A 19587-nucleotide genomic window follows, 5' to 3' on the forward strand; every position below is an offset into this window, starting at 1 on the left:
GGGAGCGACGGCGGCAGCCAGGCTACCGTCCGTCGCCCTTGACCCGCCCTTAGCATCGTTCAGCTGGCGTTCAGGACGAGTTCAGGCAGCGTTCAGGGCCATTGGCCTAATCTGCAACTGTCAGATCAGCAACGCCGAGGTCGCCCGGACATGTTCACCCTAGCGCAGCTCCCGCTACGGCAGATCGTCCGGACACTTCGACCCGACCTGGCGATGTTCATCCTTGTAACTCCATTGCAGGGTCACCAAGTCAGCTCTGGTCCCCTGTAACCGTCTCGCGACGGAGCCGTCCCCCAACGGCAGTTTCCGATCCCCATGAAGTGCTCCTTACCTCTCCTACTGGAGAGGTTTTTTTTGCCCGGAACTTTATTTTCGCGAACGCCCGTGACCCCATTCATCCCTTCCCCACTCTCGCCGCCGGCCGGCTTCAGGCGCCATAATCGGCGTCAGGACGCCGCTGCGCGAAGCTCGCGACACGGGCAGTCGCGGCCGGAGAAAGTCTCGTTAGCTGTTCAGGAGTCTGCATGAAGATCCTCGTCGTCGAAGACGAAAACCTGCTGCGCCACCACCTCAAGGTGCGTCTGGGTGAAGCCGGTCATGTCGTCAATGCCGTGGCCGATGCGGAAGAAGCGCTCTACAGCGCCCGCGAATTCCATCACGACCTCGCCATCATCGATCTGGGCCTGCCCGGCATGAGCGGGCTCGACCTGATCCGCCAGCTGCGCAACCAGGGCGCCACCCTGCCGATCCTCATCCTCACCGCCCGCGGCAGCTGGCAGGACAAGGTGGAGGGCCTCGGCGCCGGGGCGGACGACTACGTGGTCAAGCCCTTCCAGTTCGAGGAGCTGGAGGCACGCCTGAACGTGCTGTTGCGGCGCTCGGCGGGTTTCGTCCAGCCCAGTATCCGCGCCGGCTCGCTGAAGCTGGACTTGGGTCGCCAGCAGGCCTTCAACGAGGAGCAGCCGCTGCAGCTCACCGCCTACGAATACCGGTTGCTGGAATACCTGATGCGCAACCACCAGCAGGTGATCACCAAGGAGCGGCTCATGGAGCAGCTCTATGACGACGACGGCGAGCACGACAGCAACGTCATCGAGGTGCTGGTGGGCCGCCTGCGACGCAAGCTGGAGGCCAGCTGCCAGATGCAGCCCATCGAGACGGTGCGCGGTCGCGGCTACCTGTTCACCGAGCGCTGCCAGTGATCCGTTCCTTTCGCGTGCGGCTGCTGCTCAGCGCGGCCCTGCTGGTGAGCGTCTGCCTGGCCCTGATGGTGCCGGCGATCCGCAACGCCTTCGACCGCACCGTGGAAAACTTCGTCGCCGCGCGCCTCGAAGCCAACGCCAACACCCTGATCGGTGCGGCGCGGGCCATCGATGGGCGGCTGGCGATGCCCGAGATGATCGCCGAGGAGGTCTTCGACCGCCCCGGCTCGCCCATCCTGGGCTATGTCTACGACCAGAACGGCCGCCTGCTCTGGCGTTCGCGCTCGGCGATCAAGGAGCGGCCCAACTACAAGCCGACCTTCGACGGCGGCGGGGTCAAGCTGGTCAAGGCCACCGACGACCAGGGCCAGGGCTTCTTCGTCTTCGATCGCGAGGTGCTGCTGGGCAATCCACCGGTAGCGGGCTTCAGCGTGGTCACCATGCAACCGGCCGAGGAATACGAACGGCTGCGCGCCACCTTCGTCCATCAGGTGATCCTCTGGCTGGTGGGGGTGCTCGGCGCCCTGTTGCTGCTGCTGGCGCTGGTCATGCAGTGGAGCCTGCGGCCGCTGCGGCGGCTGAGCCGGCAGCTGGACGCGGTGGAAACCGATCAGCGCGACCTGCTCGACGAGAAGAACGTACCCAGCGAGATCAGCCGCCTGATCCGCTCGCTGAACCGCCTGCTCGACCACGAGCGCCTGCAGCGCGAACGCTATCGCGACACCCTGGGCGATCTGGCCCACAGCCTGAAGACGCCGCTGGCGGTGTTGCAGGGGGTGACCGAGGAATTGCGCCGGCGGCCGCAGCTGGACCAGGAGGTCGGTACCCTGCAGACCCAGATCGAGCGGATGAACCAGCAGGTGATGTACCAGCTGCAACGGGCCACGCGCCAGGGCGGGGCGGTGCTCAGCCGGCCGCTGGAGCTGGCGCCCCTGGTGGAATCGCTGTTCAGTACCCTGGACAAGGTCTATGCCGAGAAGCGGGTCCAGGCCGAGCTGGACCTGCCGCCCAACCTGCGGGTGCAGGCCGAGGAGGCCGCCATGCTGGAGGTGTTCGGCAACCTGCTGGAGAACGCCTATCGCCTCTGCCTGACCCAGGTGCGGGTCAGCGCGCGGCGCCACACCGAGCATTGGATCCTCGACATCGAGGACGATGGCCCCGGCATCCCGGCCGAGCGCCGCGAAAGCGTGTTGCGCCGCGGCATGCGCATGGACAGCCGGCATCCCGGGCAGGGCATCGGCCTGGCCGTGGTGCAGGACATCCTCGAGGGCTACCGCAGCAGCCTGTCCATCGACGAGTCGAGCCTGGGCGGCGCGCGCTTCCGCTTCCGCCTGCCCGCGGCGATTTCCCCCGAGCGGCCTTCCTTGGTGCACAATGGGGCCAGGACGTGACCCATGGGTCATGGGGTGCGTCTGCTCCTGATAGTGAAATTCTGTCTGTAAGGACCCCGGCATGAGCCGCGACTGCCGTCACCTCGAATCCCTGTTGCACCACGATATTCCCATCACCAAGGCCCTGGGCCTGGAAGTCCGCGACTGGAGCGAGCAGCGCCTGCAGCTGCATGCCCCGCTGGATGCCAACATCAACCACGCCAGCACCATGTTCGGCGGCAGCCTTTATTGCGTGGCGGTCCTGGCCGGCTGGGGCTGGCTGTACCTGCGCTTGCGCGAGGCGGGCATCGAGGAAGGCCACATCCTGATCCAGGAAGGCCAGATCAGCTATCCGCGGCCGATCACCGCCGATGCCACCGCCTTCGGCGAGCCGGCCGAGGCACGCGCCTGGGAACGCTTCGAGACCACCTTCCGCCGTCGCGGTCGCGCCCGCATCACCCTGCAGTCGCGCATCCTCGCCGACAATGGCGAAGACGGCGTGCGCTTTACCGGCCAGTACGTGCTGCACCGCTGACGGCTCGCGCGGGCGAAAAAGGGCGACCCCGAGGTCGCCCTTTTTCGTTTGTCGTCCCCACTCAGCCGTGCGTGCGGGATGCCGGTGACTCGGCAGGGCGTTCCGCGGTCTCGGTCTTGGGCAGGTTGTCCGGCGGCACGGCCAGGGCGCGCAGGGCGCCGGACATGATCTCGCTGAAGGTCGGCGCCGAGACCAGGCCGCCGAAGTAGCCTTCCTTGGTCGGAGTATCCAGCATCACCGCCAGTACCAGCTTGGGATCGGCGGCCGGGGCCATGCCGACGAACAGCGAGCGATAGGCGTGCTCGGTGTAGCTGCCGGCGCCGGCCTTGCGCGCGGTACCCGACTTGCCCGCCACGTGATAGCCGGGCACCCGGGCGCGGATCACGCCGCCCTCGTCTTCCACCACGTGGTTGAGCATCATGCGGATGCGCCGGGCGATGGTCGGGTCCATGGCCTGGACGCTTTGCTGCTTCTGGTCCTTGAGCAGGGTCAGGGGGGTGAGCTGGCCATCGTTGGCGATCACCGAATAGGCCTGGGCCAGCTCGGCGACATTGACCGCCAGGCTGTAGCCGAAGGACATACTGGCGGTGGCGATCTGCGACCACTTGGTGTGGCCGGGCAGGTAGCCGGCGTTCTCACCGGGGAAGCCCAGCGCCATGGGGTTGCCGAAGCCGACCCGGCTGAGCTGTTCGTAGATGGGCAGCGGGCCGATCTGCAGCGCCACCTTGCTCATGCCGATGTTGGAGGAGTTGAGCAGCACCCCGGTCATGGTCAGCACGCCGCGCTTGGCGACGTCGTGGATGGTGTGACCGTCGATGGTCATCCAGCCGGGCGCCACGTCCACGGTGCTGTTCTCGTTGAACTTGCCCGTGGCCAGGGCCACCGACATGCTGAACGGCTTGATCACCGAGCCGGGCTCGAAGGCGTCGGTCAGGGTGCGGTTCCTCATGTTGGGGATCTGCAGGGTGGCGCGGTTGTTGGGGTTGTAGGACGGGAAGTTGGTCATCGCCAGGATCTGCCCGGTCTTGGGATTGACCAGCACCGCGGAGCCGGACTGGGCACCGAACTTCTCCACCGCCGTCTGCAGCGCGCGATAGGCGATGAACTGCAGGCGCAGGTCGATGGACAGGGCCACGTCCTTGCTCGGTTGCGGCTGGCGCACCACGCGCAGGTTCTTGACCACCGAGCCGCGCGGGTTGATCAGCACCTCGCGCACCCCGCCGCGACCGGCCAGCCAGTCCTCGAAGCCCAGCTCCAGGCCCTCCTGGCCGTGGCCGTCGATGTTGACCATGCCGATCACCTGGGCCACCAGGTCGGAACTCGGGTAGTAGCGCTTGTATTCCTTGATCTGCCGCACGCCCGGCACGCCCAGCGCCATGATGTTCTCGCCGTCGATGGGCGACAGGGCGCGGGCCAGGTAGAGGAAGTGCTTTTCCGGATGACCGAGGATCAGGTTGCGCAGCTCAGCCTCGGGCTTGTGGATGGCCTGGGCCAGGCGCCCCAGCTGGTCGGCGCTGTCCTGCATCTCCGCCGGGTTGCACCAGATGGTCACCACCTCGGTGGAAACCGCCAGGGGGGCGCCGTTGCGGTCGGTGATCATGCCGCGGGTGACCGGGATGGGAATATGGCGTACCGAGCGGCGGTCGCCCTGGTCACCGAGGAATTCGGCGTCGAACAGCTTGAGGTAGGTGATGCGTCCGGCGACCACGCAGGTCAGCAGGACCAGCACGATGACCACGGCATAGAAGCGATAGCGGGGTGCGGCCGTCATGGCGGCTCCTGCGCGGGGAGGGGGCTTGGGCATGGTCACAAGAGGTTACAATCATCGGGAGCGCGCATGGTAACTGCTCCAGCCATCGGCCGGGAACCGCTGGGCGCCCTGGGACGTTACACTGGGCGGATGAGCGACATTCCCCTGCACGATCTTTCCGCCCCTACCGTGACCTGCGACAGCTGTCAGGCCTGGTGCTGCCGCCAGGAAGTGCTGCTGTTCGACGACCTGGGGGTACCCGCGCGGTTCATCGAGGAAGACTGGACCGGCACTCGCATGAAGCGCCTCGACGACGGCTGGTGCGCGGCCTTGGATCGCCAGCAGATGAATTGCAGCATCTACGAGGTGCGCCCCTGGGTCTGCCGGATCTTCGACATGGCCGGCCCGGAATGCCTGGAAGAGCGGGCGGAAATGCGGCGGGCGATGGAGAGTGGCGAACTCTGAGCGCCGGCCCTGCTGGGCTTCGCTGGCGCTCGACCCAAGCTACGGCACCTGAGGTTCACCCTCACCCCAGCCCTCTCCCGGCGGGAGAGGGGGTTAACTCGTAGGTTGGGTTGAGACGGCTCCATCGTCGAAGCCCAACAATACAGGCATGCCGGGCACGTCCTGTTGGGCTTCGCTGTGCTCAACCCAACCTACGGCACCTGAGGTTCACCCTCACCCCAGCCCTCTCCCGGCGGGAGAGGGGGTTGGCTCGCAGGTTGGGTTGCGACGGCTCCATCGTCGAAGCCCAACGTTGCCGACACGCCGAGGCAAGGCCTGTTGGGCTTCGCTGCGCTCAACCCAACCTACGGCACCTGAGGTTCACCCTCACCCCAGCCCTCACCCGAGGGAGAGGGGGGCTGGCTCGTAGGTTGGGTTGAGACGGGTGCATCGTCGAAGCCCAACGTTGCCGATACGCCGAGGCAAGGCCTGTTGGGCTTCGCTGGCGCTCGACCCAACCTACGCCTCCAGTGCGTAGGGTGGCTAACGGCGCCAGCCTTATTCAGCTGGTATTGGCGAGGGGGGCTGTGGGCTGATCGCGGCCATGGGCCGCTCCTACGGTAACGTCCGTGCCTGTAGGAGCGGCCCATGGCCGCGATAAAAGCTGACGTAACTGTCTAACGCAGCTTCTGCGGCTTGTAGGCGCAATAGCCCGGCCGTGGGCCGACCCGCGGGTGGTTGCGGCAGGTTTCCGGGCGCTGGTCATAGATGGTGCACAGCCGCGTCTTGGGGTGCAGGTAGACGCAGTCGTTGTTGGACAGCCGTACCAGGGTGAACAGCCCGGTCTTGGCGTTCAGGCGCTCGACCACGCCGTCTTTCTTCAGCCGCTTGGCGATATCCTTGAGCGGCTCGCCCTTCTCGAATTCATCCACCACGCCCATGCGGATCAGGTCGGACAGGCGGGCTTCCACCGGCAGGGTGCAGCAGCTGGAGACGCAGTCCAGGCACATCGCCTTGTCGTAGCGGATCCAGGTCTCGGTGCGATCGAGGTCGGCGCCGAGGATGCGCAGTATCTGGGCCATGGCTTACTCGGCGAAGGTGACCTGGCCATCGGCCAGGGAGGCGACGCGGGCCAGGGATTCGACGCGATAACCCTGGGCGTCCAGTTCGGCACGACCGACCTGGAACGACTTCTCGATGACGATGCCCAGCCCTACCACCTCGGCACCGGCCTGGCCGATGATCGAGATCAGCGCCTTGGCCGCCTTACCGTTGGCGAGGAAGTCGTCGATGATCAGCACCCGGTCGTCGGCCGCGAGGTGCATGGTGGAGACCGCGATCGTACTTTCCGTCTGCTTGGTAAAGGAATAGACACTGGCCACCAGTAGATTGTCGGTCAGCGTCAGCGACTGGTGCTTGCGGGCGAAGATCACCGGTACGCCCAGCTCCAGTCCGGTCATCACCGCCGGGGCGATGCCCGAGGCCTCGATGGTCACGATCTTGGTGATGCCGGCGTCGGCGAAGCGGCGGGCGAATTCCTGACCGATGGCCTGCATCAGCGCCGGATCGATCTGGTGGTTGAGGAAGGCATCAACCTTGAGCACCTGCTCGGAGAGTACCTGGCCTTCGCTGCGAATCTTGGCTTTGAGGCGTTCCACGCGGACGGTCCTTTAACGGCAACGCCCGGGCCTGAGGGCAGGACCGGGTCTGGGAATACGGAAGGGCGGCGATTGTGCCCTATCTTTCAAGAAAGTCGTTAGTTTGCCGACAAGTCGTCTTATGAGCACCCGGAAAGGGTGGACGGCACGTGCCGGTGGTTGGTCAGAGGAGCGGTCGAAGATGGGCGTTTTATTGTCACCAGGCATTCGCGCGCTGGGCCGTTTCGGCTTCGCCCGCAAATTCATGCTGCTACTCGTGCTGTTCATCCTGCCGCTGGTGGTCAGCCTCTGGCTACTGGGTGCGGACTTCCAGGCCAAGCTCGCCACCGTCAGTGGCGAGCGCAGTGGCGTCCGGCTGCTGCAGCGCCTGGATGCCCTGGAGGCCGAACTCAATGCCCAGCGCAACCTCACCGCCCGCTGGAAGGCGGTCGACACCAGTCGGCAGCAGACCCCGGCCGTGGAGGCCGCCATCGCGGCGCTGGAAAAGCGCGGCGACAGCCGGCGCGAGCGCCTGGCCGCGCTGCAGCAGCAGGTGACTGCCGAAGCCCTCGGCAGCGATGTCGAGAAGCGCTTCCAGGCTCTCCAGCAGGCGGTCGCCGGTCTCGAACTCAAGGATCTGCGCAGCCTGGGCTGGTGGCCGGACGGCTATGACAGATTCACCGCCGCCCTGGGCGCGGTCCAGGCACTGCGCGAACAGATCGCCCTCGACAGCGGCCTGATCCTCGATCCCTGGCTGGAAACCTACCTGATGATGCAGATCAGCACGAGCCAGTCGGCCGAGCTGTACGAGCGCCTCGGGCGCCTGGCCAGCGTCGGCCAGGCCAGCGTCGCCTCCGGCCAGTTCAGCCTGCAGAGTCGCCTGCAGCTGCGCGACCTGCGTGCCCGGGTCGGCGATTCCACCGACAGCCTGGCCAAGGTCGCGACGTTGCTCGGCAGCAAGCTGCCCGCCGACCTGGCGAACTGGAAGGACGCCTACCAGCAGGTGAACGGCCAGCTGGACGCCAGCCTCAAGACCCTCGACCAGGGGCTGTTCGGCGGCGAGATCACCCTCAAGCCGGAGCAATTCGAGGCGACCCTCGATGGCGTCCTGCACGGCCTGCAGAGCTTCCGCCAGCAGACCCTCACGAGTCTCGACCTACGGCTGCAGTACTACGCTGCCGATGCCATTCGCAGTTTCGCCTTCATCGCCGGCGGCTTCGGTCTGCTGCTGGTGGTGACCGGCTATCTGCTGCTGTGCATGCAGACCGCCATCCGCGGCAGTGCACGGCGCATCACCACCCTGGCCGAAGGCCTGCGCGACGGTGACCTGACCCACAAGGCCGAGGTCGCCGGCCAGGACGAACTGGCACAGATCGGGCGGGCGTTGGATCTGGCGGTGGTCCAGCTGCGCGGCAGCCTGCAGGCGGTCGAGCAGGAGAGCCGCCAGGTGGGGACAGCCTCGGGCGCCCTGGGCGAGCAGGCCGAGGCGGCGCTGAGCGCCGTGGAGGCCCAGCGGCAGCAGATCACCCAGATCGCCACCGCCGCCACCGAATTGGCCGCCACCGCCCAGGGCGTAGCCCAGAGTTGCGAGGAGGCTGCCGGGCGCGCCGCGCAGATGCGTGGCATCGCCCAGGCCAGCCAGGACGACAGCCGGCAGACCACCGCCAGCATCCAGCGGCTCAATCAGCGACTGGACGAGACGGCCGCGGCCATGGCCCAGGTCAACACCCAGGCCGGCCAGATCCAGCAGGTGGTGGACGTCATCCGCGGCATCGCCGAGCAGACCAACCTGCTGGCGCTCAATGCCGCCATCGAGGCCGCGCGTGCGGGCGACCAGGGGCGGGGGTTCGCCGTGGTGGCCGACGAGGTGCGCTCGCTGTCGCAGCGCACCCAGGCGTCCACGGCGCAGATCGCCGGGACCGTCGGCAGCCTGAGCGGCACCGTGGCCCAGGCCGTGTCCCTGATGCAGGAGGCCTGTGGCCAGGCGGCCAGCGATGCCCAGTCCATCACCGGGCTGGGGCAGCGGCTGGAAGAGATCGCCGAGTCGGTGCAGGGGGTGTCGGACACCCTGGTGCAGATCGCCACCGCCGCCGAACAGCAGGCGGTCACGGCCGATCAGGTCAGTGGCAACATCCAGCAGATCGATGGCGCCGCGGCCGACCTGCTGAGCAACGCCCGTACCGTGCAGTCGACGGCGGTCGGCCTGGATGCCGGCAGCCGTACCCTGGCGGCCAACACCACGCGCTTCCGCCTGAGCTGAACGAACGAAGGGGCGCCGTGGCGCCCCTGGTCCGGCAAGAGGACGATCAGGCCTTGGTGTCGATCAGGGTGCCCAGGGTCTCCTGGGCGGTCTGCATGACCTTGCTGCCGGCCAGGGCCTGGTATTTGCCGATGTCCAGGTTGACCAGCTGACTGGCCAGATCGGCCTGGCTGTTTGTATTCGCGCTCGGGGCTTCGTCCTGGTTGCGCGCGGCCTGGGCGGCGATGGCGCTACCAGCCTTTTCCACCGTGCGGCTGCCGTTCTGGAAGGCCTGTACCCCGGCATAGAGGGTACTGCTTGAGGTCACGTTCATGGACGAGGTCCTCGACGGTGATGTCAAAGGGCTATTGAAGCAGCTTTGACGCCAACAAACCAGCAAGCAATGTGACCGTCTGTATCCCGGCTATTGCTGGATCGTCGCACTGTTGCCCTGGCCGCTCTGGCGCAGGCTCAGGTTGTTGCCCGTACTGGTCTGGCTGATGGCGGTATACTGGCCGCCGCCCTGCTGACTAGCGCTGACCCGGGCTTCGCTGCCCAGCCCTGCGTGCAAGACATGGCCGTCGCCCAGTTGCTCGACGCCGAGTTCGACGTGGTCACCGATCCACAGCGCGCTCACCTCGTTGTCGTTGCCCTGGGCGGCCAGGGTCAGGCGGGAATCGTCGCCGCCGATCAGCACGCTGGTGTCGTTGCGCCTGCCCGCTTGCTGCAGATCGAGCTGGTTACCCTTGCCGGTCACGTTTACCTGGACGGTATTGTCGTCACCAAGCTGCCGCGCGCTGACGCTCTGGACGCTAGCGTCGCGGCCGTTCTGCTGCACTGCCGCCTGGTTGCGATTGCCGATCTGGATCAGCTGGACGTCCTGCTGTCGCCCGCCCTGGCGAGCGCCTGCGCGGTTATCGTCGCCGCGCTGCTCGACCACCGCGCGGTTGGCAGCGCCGCCCTGCAGCAGCTCCACCTCGTTGCGCGCGCCCAGGCTCAGCACGTCCTGGACATGCTCGTCACCCACCTGCCTGAGTCGCGCCGCGCTGTCGCGACCGTCCTGGAAGAGATTCAGCCCGTTACGCTCACCCTGTTGCTCGATGCGCAGGCGCTGGTCATCACCGCCCTGGCGCACCAGGGCTTCGTTGCGCAGGCCGCGCTGGAGGATCTCCACTGCGTTGCGCTGGCCATGGCCCTGGTAGACATAGGCGTGGCTCTGGCTGGCCTCGCGCTGGTCGATGGCGACCTCGCGGGCGCCGCCGGCGGCCTGGGTGACATTGGCGAAGTTGCCGAGGCCGCCTTGCTCGACGCGGGTGCTGTCGCCTTGCGAGGCGCTCTGGGTGAGATAGGCCTGGCTGGCGCGGCCGGTCTGGATCAGCTCCAGGTTGCCCTGGCGGGTGCCAGGCTCCTGGGTCAGGAAGGCGCCCAGGCGTTCGCCGCGCTGGTCCACCAGGGTCCGGTTGTCGAAGGCTGTGGCGGTGCCGGTCAGGCCGAGCAGGCCCAGGCAGGTCAGGAACTTGAAGGTAGGCACAGCGGCGATCCGGCAGTGGCGGCCAGGGCAGTCTGCCGTCGCCCCGGTCGAGCGGCCATCGCCCGAAAGACTGATATCAGCCAGGCAGGCGCAGGTGTGCGGCGACGGCGGCCGGGGTGGCGGCGGCCAGGTGCGGCACCGTGCCCAGGCAGGGCGCCGGCAGGCGCTCGTGCAGGGTGGCCAGGTTGTCGTCCAGGCGCAGGGTGGCCGGGGCCACCAGGTTTGCCACCCAGCCGGCCAGCGGCAGGCCGTCGGCGAGGATGGCCTCGGCGCTGAGCAGGGCATGGTTGATGCACCCCAGGCGCACGCCCACCACCAGGATCACCGGAAGCTGCAGCTCCTGCGCGAGATCGGACAGCGACTCGCGCCCGGCCAGGGGCACGCGCCAGCCGCCGGCGCCTTCCACCAGGGTGAAGTCGGCGTCCAGGGCGAGGATCCGCCGCACCGGCGCGGCCAGGGCGGCCACACTGAGGTCGATACCGGCCTCGCGGGCCGCCAGGTGCGGGGCGATGGCCGGTTCCAGGGCGATGGGATTGATGTCGGCATAGGCGAGCGGCAGCGAGGTCTCGCCCAGCAAGGCCAGGGCGTCGCCATTGCGCAGACCCTCGGCGGTGCGCTCGCAACCGGAGGCCACCGGCTTGACCCCGGCGGTGGCGAGGCCTTGCTGGCGCGCCCGGTGCAGCAGGCCGGCGGCGATGGTGGTCTTGCCGATCTCGGTGTCGGTGCCGGTGACGAAATAGGCGGGCATGGGGTTCATTCCTTGCGCAGCAGGACGTGGATCACCTGGTAGGTGGCGGGCAGCCCGGCGGGCTCGCGCAGGCCCTCGTAGGCCTGGGTGAAGGCGGCCAGACGTTGGCGTCCGGTGAGGCCCTGGGGGCGGCCCTGGTTGAGGTTGTGGGCGCCGATGGCCTTGAGGTGCCGGGTCAGGGCACGCAGGTCCGGGAAATGCAGCCGCTCGGGTTCGATCTCCAGCGCCAGGACCCGCAGGCCGCTGGCCGCGGCGGCTTCGGCATAGGCCGCTTGGGTGCGGAAGCGATTGACGTGCACCTGGTCGTCCACCCGGGCCCAGCTCTGGCGCAACTCGGCGAGGGTGCCCTCGACCAGGCTGCTGAAGGCCAGTACCCCGCCCGGTCGCAGGACGCGCCGCGCCTCGGCGAGGACGGTGGGCAGCTCGGCGCACCACTGCAGGGCCAGGCTGGAGAGGATGAGGTCGCAGCAATCGTCGCGCAGTGGCAGGCGCTCGGCGTCGGCGGCCACATGGTAACGGGCGCCGGTCCCCTGCTGGCGGGCATGACGGAGCATGCCGTCGGCCAGGTCCAGGGCCAGGCCTTCGCTCGCAGGATGACGTCGGGCCAGGGCCCGGCTGCAATAGCCGGTGCCGCTGCCCAGGTCCAGCCAGCGCTGGGGATGCTGGTCAGGTAGCCGGGCGAGGAGGCAATCGGCGACCCGGCGTTGCAGCAGGGCGGCGCCGTCGTACTGCGCGGCGGCGCGGGAAAAGGACAGCGCCACCTGGCGCTTGTCGGGCAATACGTCAGCCATCGCGTCCTGCATAGATGAATTCACGGATACGGGTAGCCACCTCGTCCGGGCGTTCCAGGGGCAGGCCATGGCTAGCGTGCTCCAGGACCTCCACCTGGGCGGTCGGCAGCTCGTCGCGCAGCGCCTGGGCGGCCGTGGCCGGGGCCAGGGCGTCGTGGGCGCCGAACAGGTGCAGCTGGGGTCCGGCGAAGGCCTGCAGGGCGGCGCGGGTATCCAGCCGGGCCAGCAATTCCAGGCCGGCGAGGACCACCTCGGGCTCGACCTCGGGCAGGGTCACCTGCAACTGGCGGGCGAGGGTACGGCTGTCGCGCGCGCCCTGGGCCACCAGCAGGGTGAAGCGCCTGAGAGTCTGGTCGGCGTCCAGCGAGCAGGCTTCGAAGAAGTCGGTGAAGACGCTGCGCGCCATGGCGGTCTGCCAGCCGGGACGGGCGACGAAGCAGGGGTTGCTGGCCAGGGTGACGAGGCCATGCACGCCTTCCGGGCGGCGCAGGGTGAATTCGCTGGCGAGCATGCCGCCCAGTGACCAGCCGGCCAGCCAGACGCCCTCGGCGATGCGGGCTTCCAGGTCGGTGAACCACTCCTGGGTATCGACCTGCGCTGGCAGCGGCTCGATCAGCACGTCGAGGAAGGGCGCCTGCTCGGCGAGTTCGTCACGCAGGGGCTCCAGCGGAGCACTGCCCAGGCCCCAGCCGGGCAGCAAGATCAGGGTATCGCGCATTGGTCGGTCACTTATCCGCGTCGGGCGGTAATTCGGCCATGGCCTGGGCCAGAGCGTCGAGCAAGAGGTCCACGTGCGCTTCGCGATGGGCCGCCGTCAGGGTCACCCGCAGGCGGGCACTGCCGGCCGGTACGGTGGGCGGTCGGATGGCGGTGACCAGGATCCCGCGGCGGCGCAGGGCGGCGGAGAGTGCGAGGGCGCGCGCGCTGTCGCCGACCAGGATGGGCTGGATCGGCGTGGCGCTGAGCATAAGGTCCAGGCCGAGGGCCGTCGCGCCCCTGCGGAATCTCTGGATCAAAGTGTGCAGGAGCTCACGGCGCCAGCCTTCCTCGCGGACGAGCTGCAGGGCGGCGAGGGTGGCGCAGGCCACCGCCGGCGGCTGGCTGGTGGTGTAGATATAGGGGCGGGCGAACTGGATCAGCGTCTCGATCAGTTCTTCGCTGCCGGCGACGAAGGCCCCGGCGGTGCCGCAGGCCTTGCCCAGGGTGCCGACCAGCACCGGGACCTGGCCCTGGTCCAGGCCGAAGTGCTCGACGATGCCGCCGCCGCTGGCGCCCAGGGTGCCGATACCATGGGCATCGTCCACCAGGGTCCAGGCGCCGTGGCGCTGGGCGACCTCGCAGAGCTCGGGCAGGGCGGCCAGATCGCCGTCCATGCTGAAGACCCCGTCGGTGACCACCAGGGTGTCGCCCTCGGCCTTGGCCAGGCGCGAGGCCAGGCTGGCCGTATCGTTGTGCAGGTAGCGGCCGAAGCGCGCGCCGCTGAGCAGGCCGGCGTCGAGCAGGGAGGCGTGGTTGAGGCGGTCTTCCAGCACGGTGTCGCCACGCCCGACCAGGGCGGTGACCGCTGCCAGGTTGGCCATGTAGCCGGTGGAGAACAGCAGGGCGCGTGGCCGCCCGGTGAGGTCGGCCAGGGCTTCTTCGACCTGGTGGTGCGGACCGCTATGGCCGATCACCAGGTGCGAGGCGCCGCCGCCCACGCCCCAGCGCTCGGCGCCCGCGCGCAGGGCGGCGATCACCTGGGGGTGATTGGCCAGGCCCAGGTAGTCGTTGCTGCAGAAGGCCAGCAGGGCTTCGCCATCCACCACCACCTCGGGGCCCTGGGGCGCCTCCAGCAACGGGCGGCGCCGATAGAGGTGCTCGGCGTGACGCTGGGCCAGGCGGGCGGCGAGGTCGAAGGCCATGGGGAGTCTCGGTAGCGTTGGAAGGCCCCTCACCCCAGCCCTCTCCCGAGGAGAGAGGGGGGGTCTGGAGCGCGGGTTGGCGGCAGGGCGTTCCCTCACCCCGGCCCTCTGCCAGGGGGAGAGGGGGCAGAGCGGAGCGGAGCGCCGAGTTAAGCAGTGGCGGCGTCGTAGAAGAGTTCGCTGTTGCGCTGTTCCACCAGGGCCTGCTCGATGGCGGCCTGGTGCACCTCGTCGGCGTGCTCTTCGCGGGCTTCGGGCTGGATGCCGAGGCGGGCGAACAGCTGCATGTCCTTGTCAGCCTGGGGGTTGCCGGTGGTCAGCAGCTTCTCGCCGTAGAAGATGGAGTTGGCACCGGCCAGGAAGGCCAGGGACTGCATCTGCTCGTTCATCTGCTCGCGGCCGGCGGACAGGCGCACATGGGACTTGGGCATGAGGATGCGTGCCACCGCCAGGGTGCGGATGAAGTCGAAGGGATCGACGTCCTTCTCCTCGGCCAGCGGGGTGCCCTGCACCTTGACCAGCATGTTGATCGGCACCGACTCGGGGTGCTCGGGCAGGTTGGCCAGCTGGATCAGCAGGCCGGCGCGGTCGTCCACCGATTCGCCCATGCCGAGGATGCCACCGGAGCAGATCTTCATCCCGGCTTCGCGAACGTAGGCCAGGGTCTGCAGGCGCTCGCCGTAGGTGCGGGTGGTGATGATGTTGCCGTAGAACTCCGGCGAGGTGTCCAGGTTGTGGTTGTAGTAGTCCAGGCCGGCATCGGCCAGGGCGCGGGTCTGCTCCTGGTCCAGGCGACCGAGGGTCATGCAGGTCTCCAGACCCAGGGCCTTCACGCCCTGCACCATCTGCAGCACATAGGGCATGTCCTTGGCCGAGGGATGCTTCCAGGCGGCGCCCATGCAGAAGCGGGTGGAGCCGATGGCCTTGGCCTCGGCGGCGGCCTCCAGCACCTTCTGCACCTCCATCAGCTTTTCCTTTTCCAGGCCGGTGTTGTAGTGGCCGGACTGGGGGCAGTACTTGCAGTCTTCCGGGCAGGCGCCGGTCTTGATCGACAGCAGGGTGGAGACCTGTACGCGATTGGGATCGAAGTGCTGGCGATGCACGCCCTGGGCCTGGAACAGCAGGTCGTTGAAGGGCTGCTGGAACAGGGCGCGGACCTCGGCGAGAGTCCAGTCGTGACGCAGGGCGGTAGCGCTCATGGGAAATCCTCGATACGGAAAACGGCCGGGTGCCGGAGCGGGGCCTTCGAATGCGGTCGACCTTAACGGAAGTCTTGGTTGACTACTGTTCATAAAATGAACAATTGCCGGATTTTTTGCAGGGGTTTGGCAGAATCGTGGGTTGAGCGCACGCGAAGCCCAACAGGCAAGGCGATGTCTCGCTTGTTGGGCTTCGACGGTGGAGCCGTCTCAACCCAACCTACGGTGTTGCCCCCTCTCCCTCTGGGAGAGGGTTGGGGTGAGGGCGAAGCTCCGGTGCAGTAGGTTGGGCTGAGCGTCAGCGAAGCCCAACAGAATTGGCACGGCGCCAGTTGTTGGGCTTCGACGGTGGAGCCGTCTCAACCCAACCTACGGTGTTGCCCCCTCTCCCTCCGGGAGAGGGTTGGGGTGAGGGCGAAGCTCCGGTGCCGTAGGCTGGGCTGAGCGCCAGCGAAGCCCAGCGGAGTTGGCACGGCGCCGGTTGTTGGGCTTCGACGGTGGAGTCGTCTCAACCCAACCTACGGTGTTGCCCCCTCTCCCTCCGGGAGAGGGTTGGGGTGAGGGCGAAGCTCCGGTGCATTAGGCAGGGCTGAGCGTCAGCGAAGCCCAACGGAATTGGCACGGCACCGGTTGTTGGGTTTCGCCGGTGGGGCCGTCTCAACCCAACCTACGGTGTTGCCCCCTCTCCCTCCGGGAGAGGGTTGGGGTGAGGGCGGCCTGTCAGAGCATTCGCTCCAGCCCCACCGCCTTGACCACCCAGGCGTTGAAGCGGCGCCAGGCGCTGCCCGGTTCGTGATGCAGCACCCGGGGTTGGCCGTCGCGCTCGGTGAGCCACTCCAGGTGCACCTGGCCGCGGTCTTCGACGCGCTTGACCGCATAGGAGACGCTGGGGTCCATGCCCTGCAGCATCAGCTGGCGCAGGCGACCGGTGAGCGCGGGGCTGTCCACCAGGATGCCGACCTCGGTGTTCCACAGCACCGAACGCGGATCGAAGTTGAAGGAGCCGATGAAGGACCAGCGCCCGTCGATGGCCATGGCCTTGGTGTGCAGGCTCGATTCGGAGGCGCCGAAGCTGTAGGGCAAGGCGGATCTCTTCTGGTCCGGTCGGGCGCGCAGCTCATAGAGCCGGACGCCCTCGGCCAGCAGCGCGGCGCGGTAGGGGGCGTAGCCGGCATGCACGGCGGGCACGTCGGTGGCTTCCAGGGCGTTGGTCAGCACCCGGACGTCCACCCCGCGGGCGGCCAGGCCGCCCAGGTAGGCGACCCCCTGGTTCATCGGCACGAAGTAGGAGGAGACCAGCAGCAGTTCGTGCTCGGCACCGTCCAGGGTAGGTTGCAGCTGGTGGGTGAGCAGCAGCTGCCAGTCCGGCTCGTCGTCGGCCAGCACCTTGCGTGGTGCGTCCCAGAGCGCCTGGGCATGGGCCCAGGTCAGTTCCTGCAGCCAGCCGTCGAGCTGGGGGGCGGTGGCGTAGCGGCGCAGGCGGTTGTACAGCGCCAGGTCCTGGGTGCGCTCGCTGTCGAGGTAGTGGTGCAGGCGCGCGCGCAGCCGCACCAGGGCCGCGGCCGAGGGCGCGAACCAGCGCAGGCGCCGGGCCGGCTGGCTCAGCGGGCTGTTCCAGTACTGGTCGAAGCTGGTGCCCAGTTGCCGCGCCACCGGCCCGGCGGCGAGCAGGTCGAGATCGGTAAAATTCATCTCCGGGCGGGCATCGAAGTACTCGTCGCCCAGGTTGCGTCCGCCGACGATGGCCACGCTGTCGTCGGCCAGCCACAGCTTGTTGTGCATGCGCCGGTGCTGGTGGTTGAGATCCACCAGCCGGCCCAGCGCCCGGGTCGGACCGGTGCTGCGGCCCAGGTGCAGCGGATTGAAGACGCGGATCTGCACGTTGGGATGGGCCGCCAGCACGGCGATCTGGTAGTCGTTGCCGTCGCTGCTGGTGTCGTCGATGAGGAAGCGGATGCGCACGCCGCGATCCGCCGCCTTGAGCAGCTCGTTGACCAGCAGCCGCGTGGTCAGGCCGTCGTGGACGATGTAGTACTGGATGTCCAGGCTGCGCTGGGCCTTGCGGATCAGCTCGGCGCGGGCGGTGAAGGCGTCGGTGCTGGTTTCCAGCAGGCGCAGGCCCGACAGGCCCGGGTGGGCGGCGCCGGCCTGGCGCACCTGGCCGTCCAGGGCGGTACCGGCGGCCGGCAGTACCTGGGAGGCGGTGCGCGGGATCGGCGTGGCGCAGCCGGCCAGCAGTGCCAGCAGCAGGGGAACGACCAGGCGGATCACAGGCGGTCCTTGAGGCGGTACCAGAGCATGCCCAGGGCCAGCAGCGGCGAGCGCAGGTGGCGACCGCCGGGGAAGCGCGCATGGGGCACCCGGGCGAAGAGGTCGAAGCCGGCCGACTGGGCCAGGATGGCCTCGGCCAGCAGGTGGCCGGCCAGGTGGGTGGCGTTGACCCCGTGGCCGGCATAGGCCTGGGCATGGAAGACGTTGGGATGCTCGCGCAGCCGGCCGATCTGCGGCAGGCGATTGGCGCCGATGCCGATCATGCCGCCCCAGGCATAGTCGACCCGGACATCGGCCAGCTCCGGGAAGACCTCCAGCATCTTCGGCCTCATGTAGCCGGCGATGTCCTTGGGGTCCCGCCCGGAATAGTGGCAGGCGCCGCCGAACAGCAGGCGGCGATCGGCGGAAAGGCGGAAGTAGTCCACCGCCACGTTCTGGTCGCAGACCGCCCGGTTGCCCGGCAGCAGCCGCGCGGCGCGCTCGGCGGACAGCGGCTCGGTGGCGATCACATAGCTGCCCGCCGGCAATATCTGCGCGGACAGCTCGGGTTGCAGGTCCTCGAGATAGGCGTTGCAGCAGAGCACCAGGGTCTCGGCGCTGACCCGGCCGCGGGCGGTGTGCACTCGCACCCGGGGGCCGTATTCCAGGCGGGTGACGGGGCTGTCTTCATGCAGTTGCACGCCCAGCGCCTGCGCGGCGGCAGCCTCGCCCAGCGCCAGGTTGAGCGGATGCAGGTGGCCGGAGCCTTGGTCCACCAGCGCCCCTGCGTAGCGCGTGGAACCGACCACCTCGGCCAGTTGGGGCTTGGGTACCAGGCGCAGCGGATGGGGATAGCCCAGGGCCTGGAGGGCGGCGTGTTCCTCCTGCAGGTGCTGCCAGTGGCGCGGCTTGTTGGCCAGGTCGGCGAAGCCCCAGGTGAGGTCACAGGCGATGCCGTGGCGGGCGATGCGCTGGCGCACCAGCTCCACCGCCTCGAAGCCCAGGCGCTTGAGTTCGCGCACGCCCTCGGCGCCGATCACCGATTCGAATTGCTCGACGTCATGCCCGACCCCGCGGATCAGCTGACCGCCATTGCGGCCGCTGGCCCCCCAGCCGATGCGCCGCGCCTCCAGCAGCACCACGCGGGCGCCGCGCTCGGCCAGTTCCAGGGCGGTGTTGAGCCCGGAGAAGCCCCCGCCGACCACGCAGACATCGGCCTGGACCTCGCCTTCCAGGGGCGGGAAGCTCAGGGTCCGGTTGGCGGTGGCAGCGTAGTAGGAGGGGGCGTGGACGGACATGAACGGCTTCACTTCGGGCGATGCGGGACCCTACCGCGTCGGGCGCGCGGCGAAAAGCCTCAATCCGGCACCGGCAGGCTCAAGGTCTCCTTGATCTCTTCCATCACGATGTAGCTCTTGGATTCCCGTACATGGGGCAGCTTGAGCAGGATGTCGCCGAGCAGCTTGCGGTAGGAGGCCATTTCCGAGATGCGCGCCTTGACCAGGTAGTCGAACTCACCCGAAACCAGGTGGCATTCCAGCACCTGGGGCAGCTTGAGCACGGCGCGGCGGAATTCTTCGAAGGTGTCGCCGGACTTGTAGTCCAGGCTCAACTCGACGAACACCAGCAGCCCGGCCTTGAGGTGCTGCGGATTCAGCCGGGCGTTGTAGCCCTGGATGATGCCCTCGCGTTCCAGCCGGCGGACCCGCTCGGTGCAGGGAGTGGTGGACAGGCCCACCCGCTCGCCCAGCTCGGTGAAGGAGATGCGCCCATCTTCCTGGAGGATGCGCAGGATATTGCGGTCGATCTTGTCGAGCTCGCGTCGAGCCTGGTGATGGGTACGCATCGCGGGGATCTCTGCCGAAGGAGGCTTTGCCGGAAAATTACTCCGAATATAGGCAATTCTTCAGTGATTAGCACTGTGAGCGCCTTTCTATACTTGCCGTATCTGCCTTCATTCCGACCAAAGCCGGCGAAATCCTCTCGCCGG

The 19587-nt window shown here is 68.1% G+C and carries 18 protein-coding genes; 5 read left to right on the top strand and 13 right to left on the bottom strand.

The window, feature by feature from the left end; genetic code table 11:
- Nucleotides 1-524 precede the first annotated feature (524 nt).
- From FSV73_RS21790 to FSV73_RS21800, 3 genes are all read left to right on the top strand, one after another.
- A complete protein-coding gene (locus FSV73_RS21790) occupies nucleotides 525-1202 on the top strand; it encodes a response regulator transcription factor (protein ID WP_007159882.1) in 678 nt (225 codons plus the stop codon).
- Entirely contained in the window at nucleotides 1199-2593 is a 1395-nt protein-coding gene (locus FSV73_RS21795; protein ID WP_186309312.1) for an ATP-binding protein, read from the top strand. Before FSV73_RS21790 ends, FSV73_RS21795 begins: the two co-directional genes overlap by 4 nt.
- A 61-nt stretch (nucleotides 2594-2654) precedes the next feature.
- The gene (locus FSV73_RS21800; RefSeq protein WP_145011384.1) at nucleotides 2655-3107 is read left to right on the top strand and encodes a thioesterase domain-containing protein; all 453 of its coding nucleotides are present in this window, start codon (nucleotides 2655-2657) and stop codon (nucleotides 3105-3107) included.
- A 61-nt stretch (nucleotides 3108-3168) separates the two neighbouring features.
- On the opposite strand, the gene FSV73_RS21805 is transcribed toward FSV73_RS21800, so the two are convergent.
- Nucleotides 3169-4878 (bottom strand): peptidoglycan D,D-transpeptidase FtsI family protein, encoded by a 1710-nt coding sequence (locus tag FSV73_RS21805; RefSeq protein WP_145011385.1) that lies wholly within the window; start codon nucleotides 4876-4878, stop codon nucleotides 3169-3171.
- Nucleotides 4879-5007: 129 nt separating this feature from the next.
- Here FSV73_RS21805 and FSV73_RS21810 point away from each other — a divergent pair, with 129 nt between their 5' ends.
- The gene (locus FSV73_RS21810; RefSeq protein ID WP_145011681.1) at nucleotides 5008-5322 is read left to right on the top strand and encodes a YkgJ family cysteine cluster protein; all 315 of its coding nucleotides are present in this window, start codon (nucleotides 5008-5010) and stop codon (nucleotides 5320-5322) included.
- Nucleotides 5323-5978: 656 nt separating this feature from the next.
- Here the strand turns inward: FSV73_RS21810 and FSV73_RS21815 are convergent.
- Nucleotides 5979-6383 carry a YkgJ family cysteine cluster protein gene (locus FSV73_RS21815; protein ID WP_027600650.1) on the bottom strand — a complete coding sequence of 135 codons (405 nt, stop codon included), beginning with the start codon at nucleotides 6381-6383 and terminating at the stop codon, nucleotides 5979-5981.
- Nucleotides 6384-6386: 3 nt separating this feature from the next.
- Nucleotides 6387-6959, bottom strand: coding sequence for a xanthine phosphoribosyltransferase (locus tag FSV73_RS21820; protein ID WP_145011387.1), 573 nt, complete (start codon nucleotides 6957-6959; stop codon nucleotides 6387-6389).
- A gap of 181 nt (nucleotides 6960-7140) precedes the next feature.
- Here FSV73_RS21820 and FSV73_RS21825 point away from each other — a divergent pair, with 181 nt between their 5' ends.
- The gene (locus tag FSV73_RS21825; RefSeq protein ID WP_145011389.1) at nucleotides 7141-9198 is read left to right on the top strand and encodes a methyl-accepting chemotaxis protein; all 2058 of its coding nucleotides are present in this window, start codon (nucleotides 7141-7143) and stop codon (nucleotides 9196-9198) included.
- A 46-nt stretch (nucleotides 9199-9244) separates the two neighbouring features.
- On the opposite strand, the gene FSV73_RS21830 is transcribed toward FSV73_RS21825, so the two are convergent.
- The 10 genes from FSV73_RS21830 to FSV73_RS21875 all read right to left on the bottom strand — a co-directional run bounded on the left by FSV73_RS21830 (nucleotide 9245) and on the right by FSV73_RS21875 (nucleotide 19443).
- The gene (locus FSV73_RS21830) at nucleotides 9245-9511 is read right to left on the bottom strand and encodes a hypothetical protein (protein WP_145011391.1); all 267 of its coding nucleotides are present in this window, start codon (nucleotides 9509-9511) and stop codon (nucleotides 9245-9247) included.
- Between the two features lie 90 nt (nucleotides 9512-9601).
- Nucleotides 9602-10708 carry a curlin gene (locus tag FSV73_RS21835; RefSeq protein WP_145011393.1) on the bottom strand — a complete coding sequence of 369 codons (1107 nt, stop codon included), beginning with the start codon at nucleotides 10706-10708 and terminating at the stop codon, nucleotides 9602-9604.
- A 76-nt stretch (nucleotides 10709-10784) separates the two neighbouring features.
- Nucleotides 10785-11456 carry a dethiobiotin synthase gene (gene bioD / locus FSV73_RS21840; protein ID WP_145011395.1) on the bottom strand — a complete coding sequence of 224 codons (672 nt, stop codon included), beginning with the start codon at nucleotides 11454-11456 and terminating at the stop codon, nucleotides 10785-10787.
- Between the two features lie 5 nt (nucleotides 11457-11461).
- Nucleotides 11462-12259, bottom strand: coding sequence for a malonyl-ACP O-methyltransferase BioC (gene bioC / locus FSV73_RS21845; protein ID WP_145011397.1), 798 nt, complete (start codon nucleotides 12257-12259; stop codon nucleotides 11462-11464).
- Nucleotides 12240-12965, bottom strand: a complete 726-nt coding sequence (locus tag FSV73_RS21850) for an alpha/beta fold hydrolase (RefSeq protein WP_145011400.1) — start codon at nucleotides 12963-12965, stop codon at nucleotides 12240-12242. Before FSV73_RS21850 ends, bioC begins: the two co-directional genes overlap by 20 nt.
- Nucleotides 12966-12972: 7 nt before the next feature.
- Nucleotides 12973-14148, bottom strand: coding sequence for an 8-amino-7-oxononanoate synthase (bioF, locus tag FSV73_RS21855; protein ID WP_145011403.1), 1176 nt, complete (start codon nucleotides 14146-14148; stop codon nucleotides 12973-12975).
- A 149-nt stretch (nucleotides 14149-14297) separates the two neighbouring features.
- Complete coding sequence (bioB, locus tag FSV73_RS21860; protein WP_007159868.1) at nucleotides 14298-15347, bottom strand: biotin synthase BioB; 1050 nt, start codon at nucleotides 15345-15347, stop codon at nucleotides 14298-14300.
- Between the two features lie 720 nt (nucleotides 15348-16067).
- Nucleotides 16068-17618: a phospholipase D family protein gene (locus FSV73_RS21865; protein WP_145011406.1), complete on the bottom strand. Its 1551-nt coding sequence runs from the start codon at nucleotides 17616-17618 to the stop codon at nucleotides 16068-16070.
- A complete protein-coding gene (locus FSV73_RS21870; RefSeq protein ID WP_145011409.1) occupies nucleotides 17615-18895 on the bottom strand; it encodes an NAD(P)/FAD-dependent oxidoreductase in 1281 nt (426 codons plus the stop codon). Before FSV73_RS21870 ends, FSV73_RS21865 begins: the two co-directional genes overlap by 4 nt.
- Nucleotides 18896-18954: 59 nt before the next feature.
- The gene (locus tag FSV73_RS21875) at nucleotides 18955-19443 is read right to left on the bottom strand and encodes an Lrp/AsnC ligand binding domain-containing protein (protein ID WP_058785672.1); all 489 of its coding nucleotides are present in this window, start codon (nucleotides 19441-19443) and stop codon (nucleotides 18955-18957) included.
- Nucleotides 19444-19587 lie beyond the last annotated feature (144 nt).

Origin of the sequence: Pseudomonas oryzihabitans, assembly GCF_007665395.1 — a bacterium.
GTDB lineage: Bacteria > Pseudomonadota > Gammaproteobacteria > Pseudomonadales > Pseudomonadaceae > Chryseomonas > Chryseomonas psychrotolerans_C.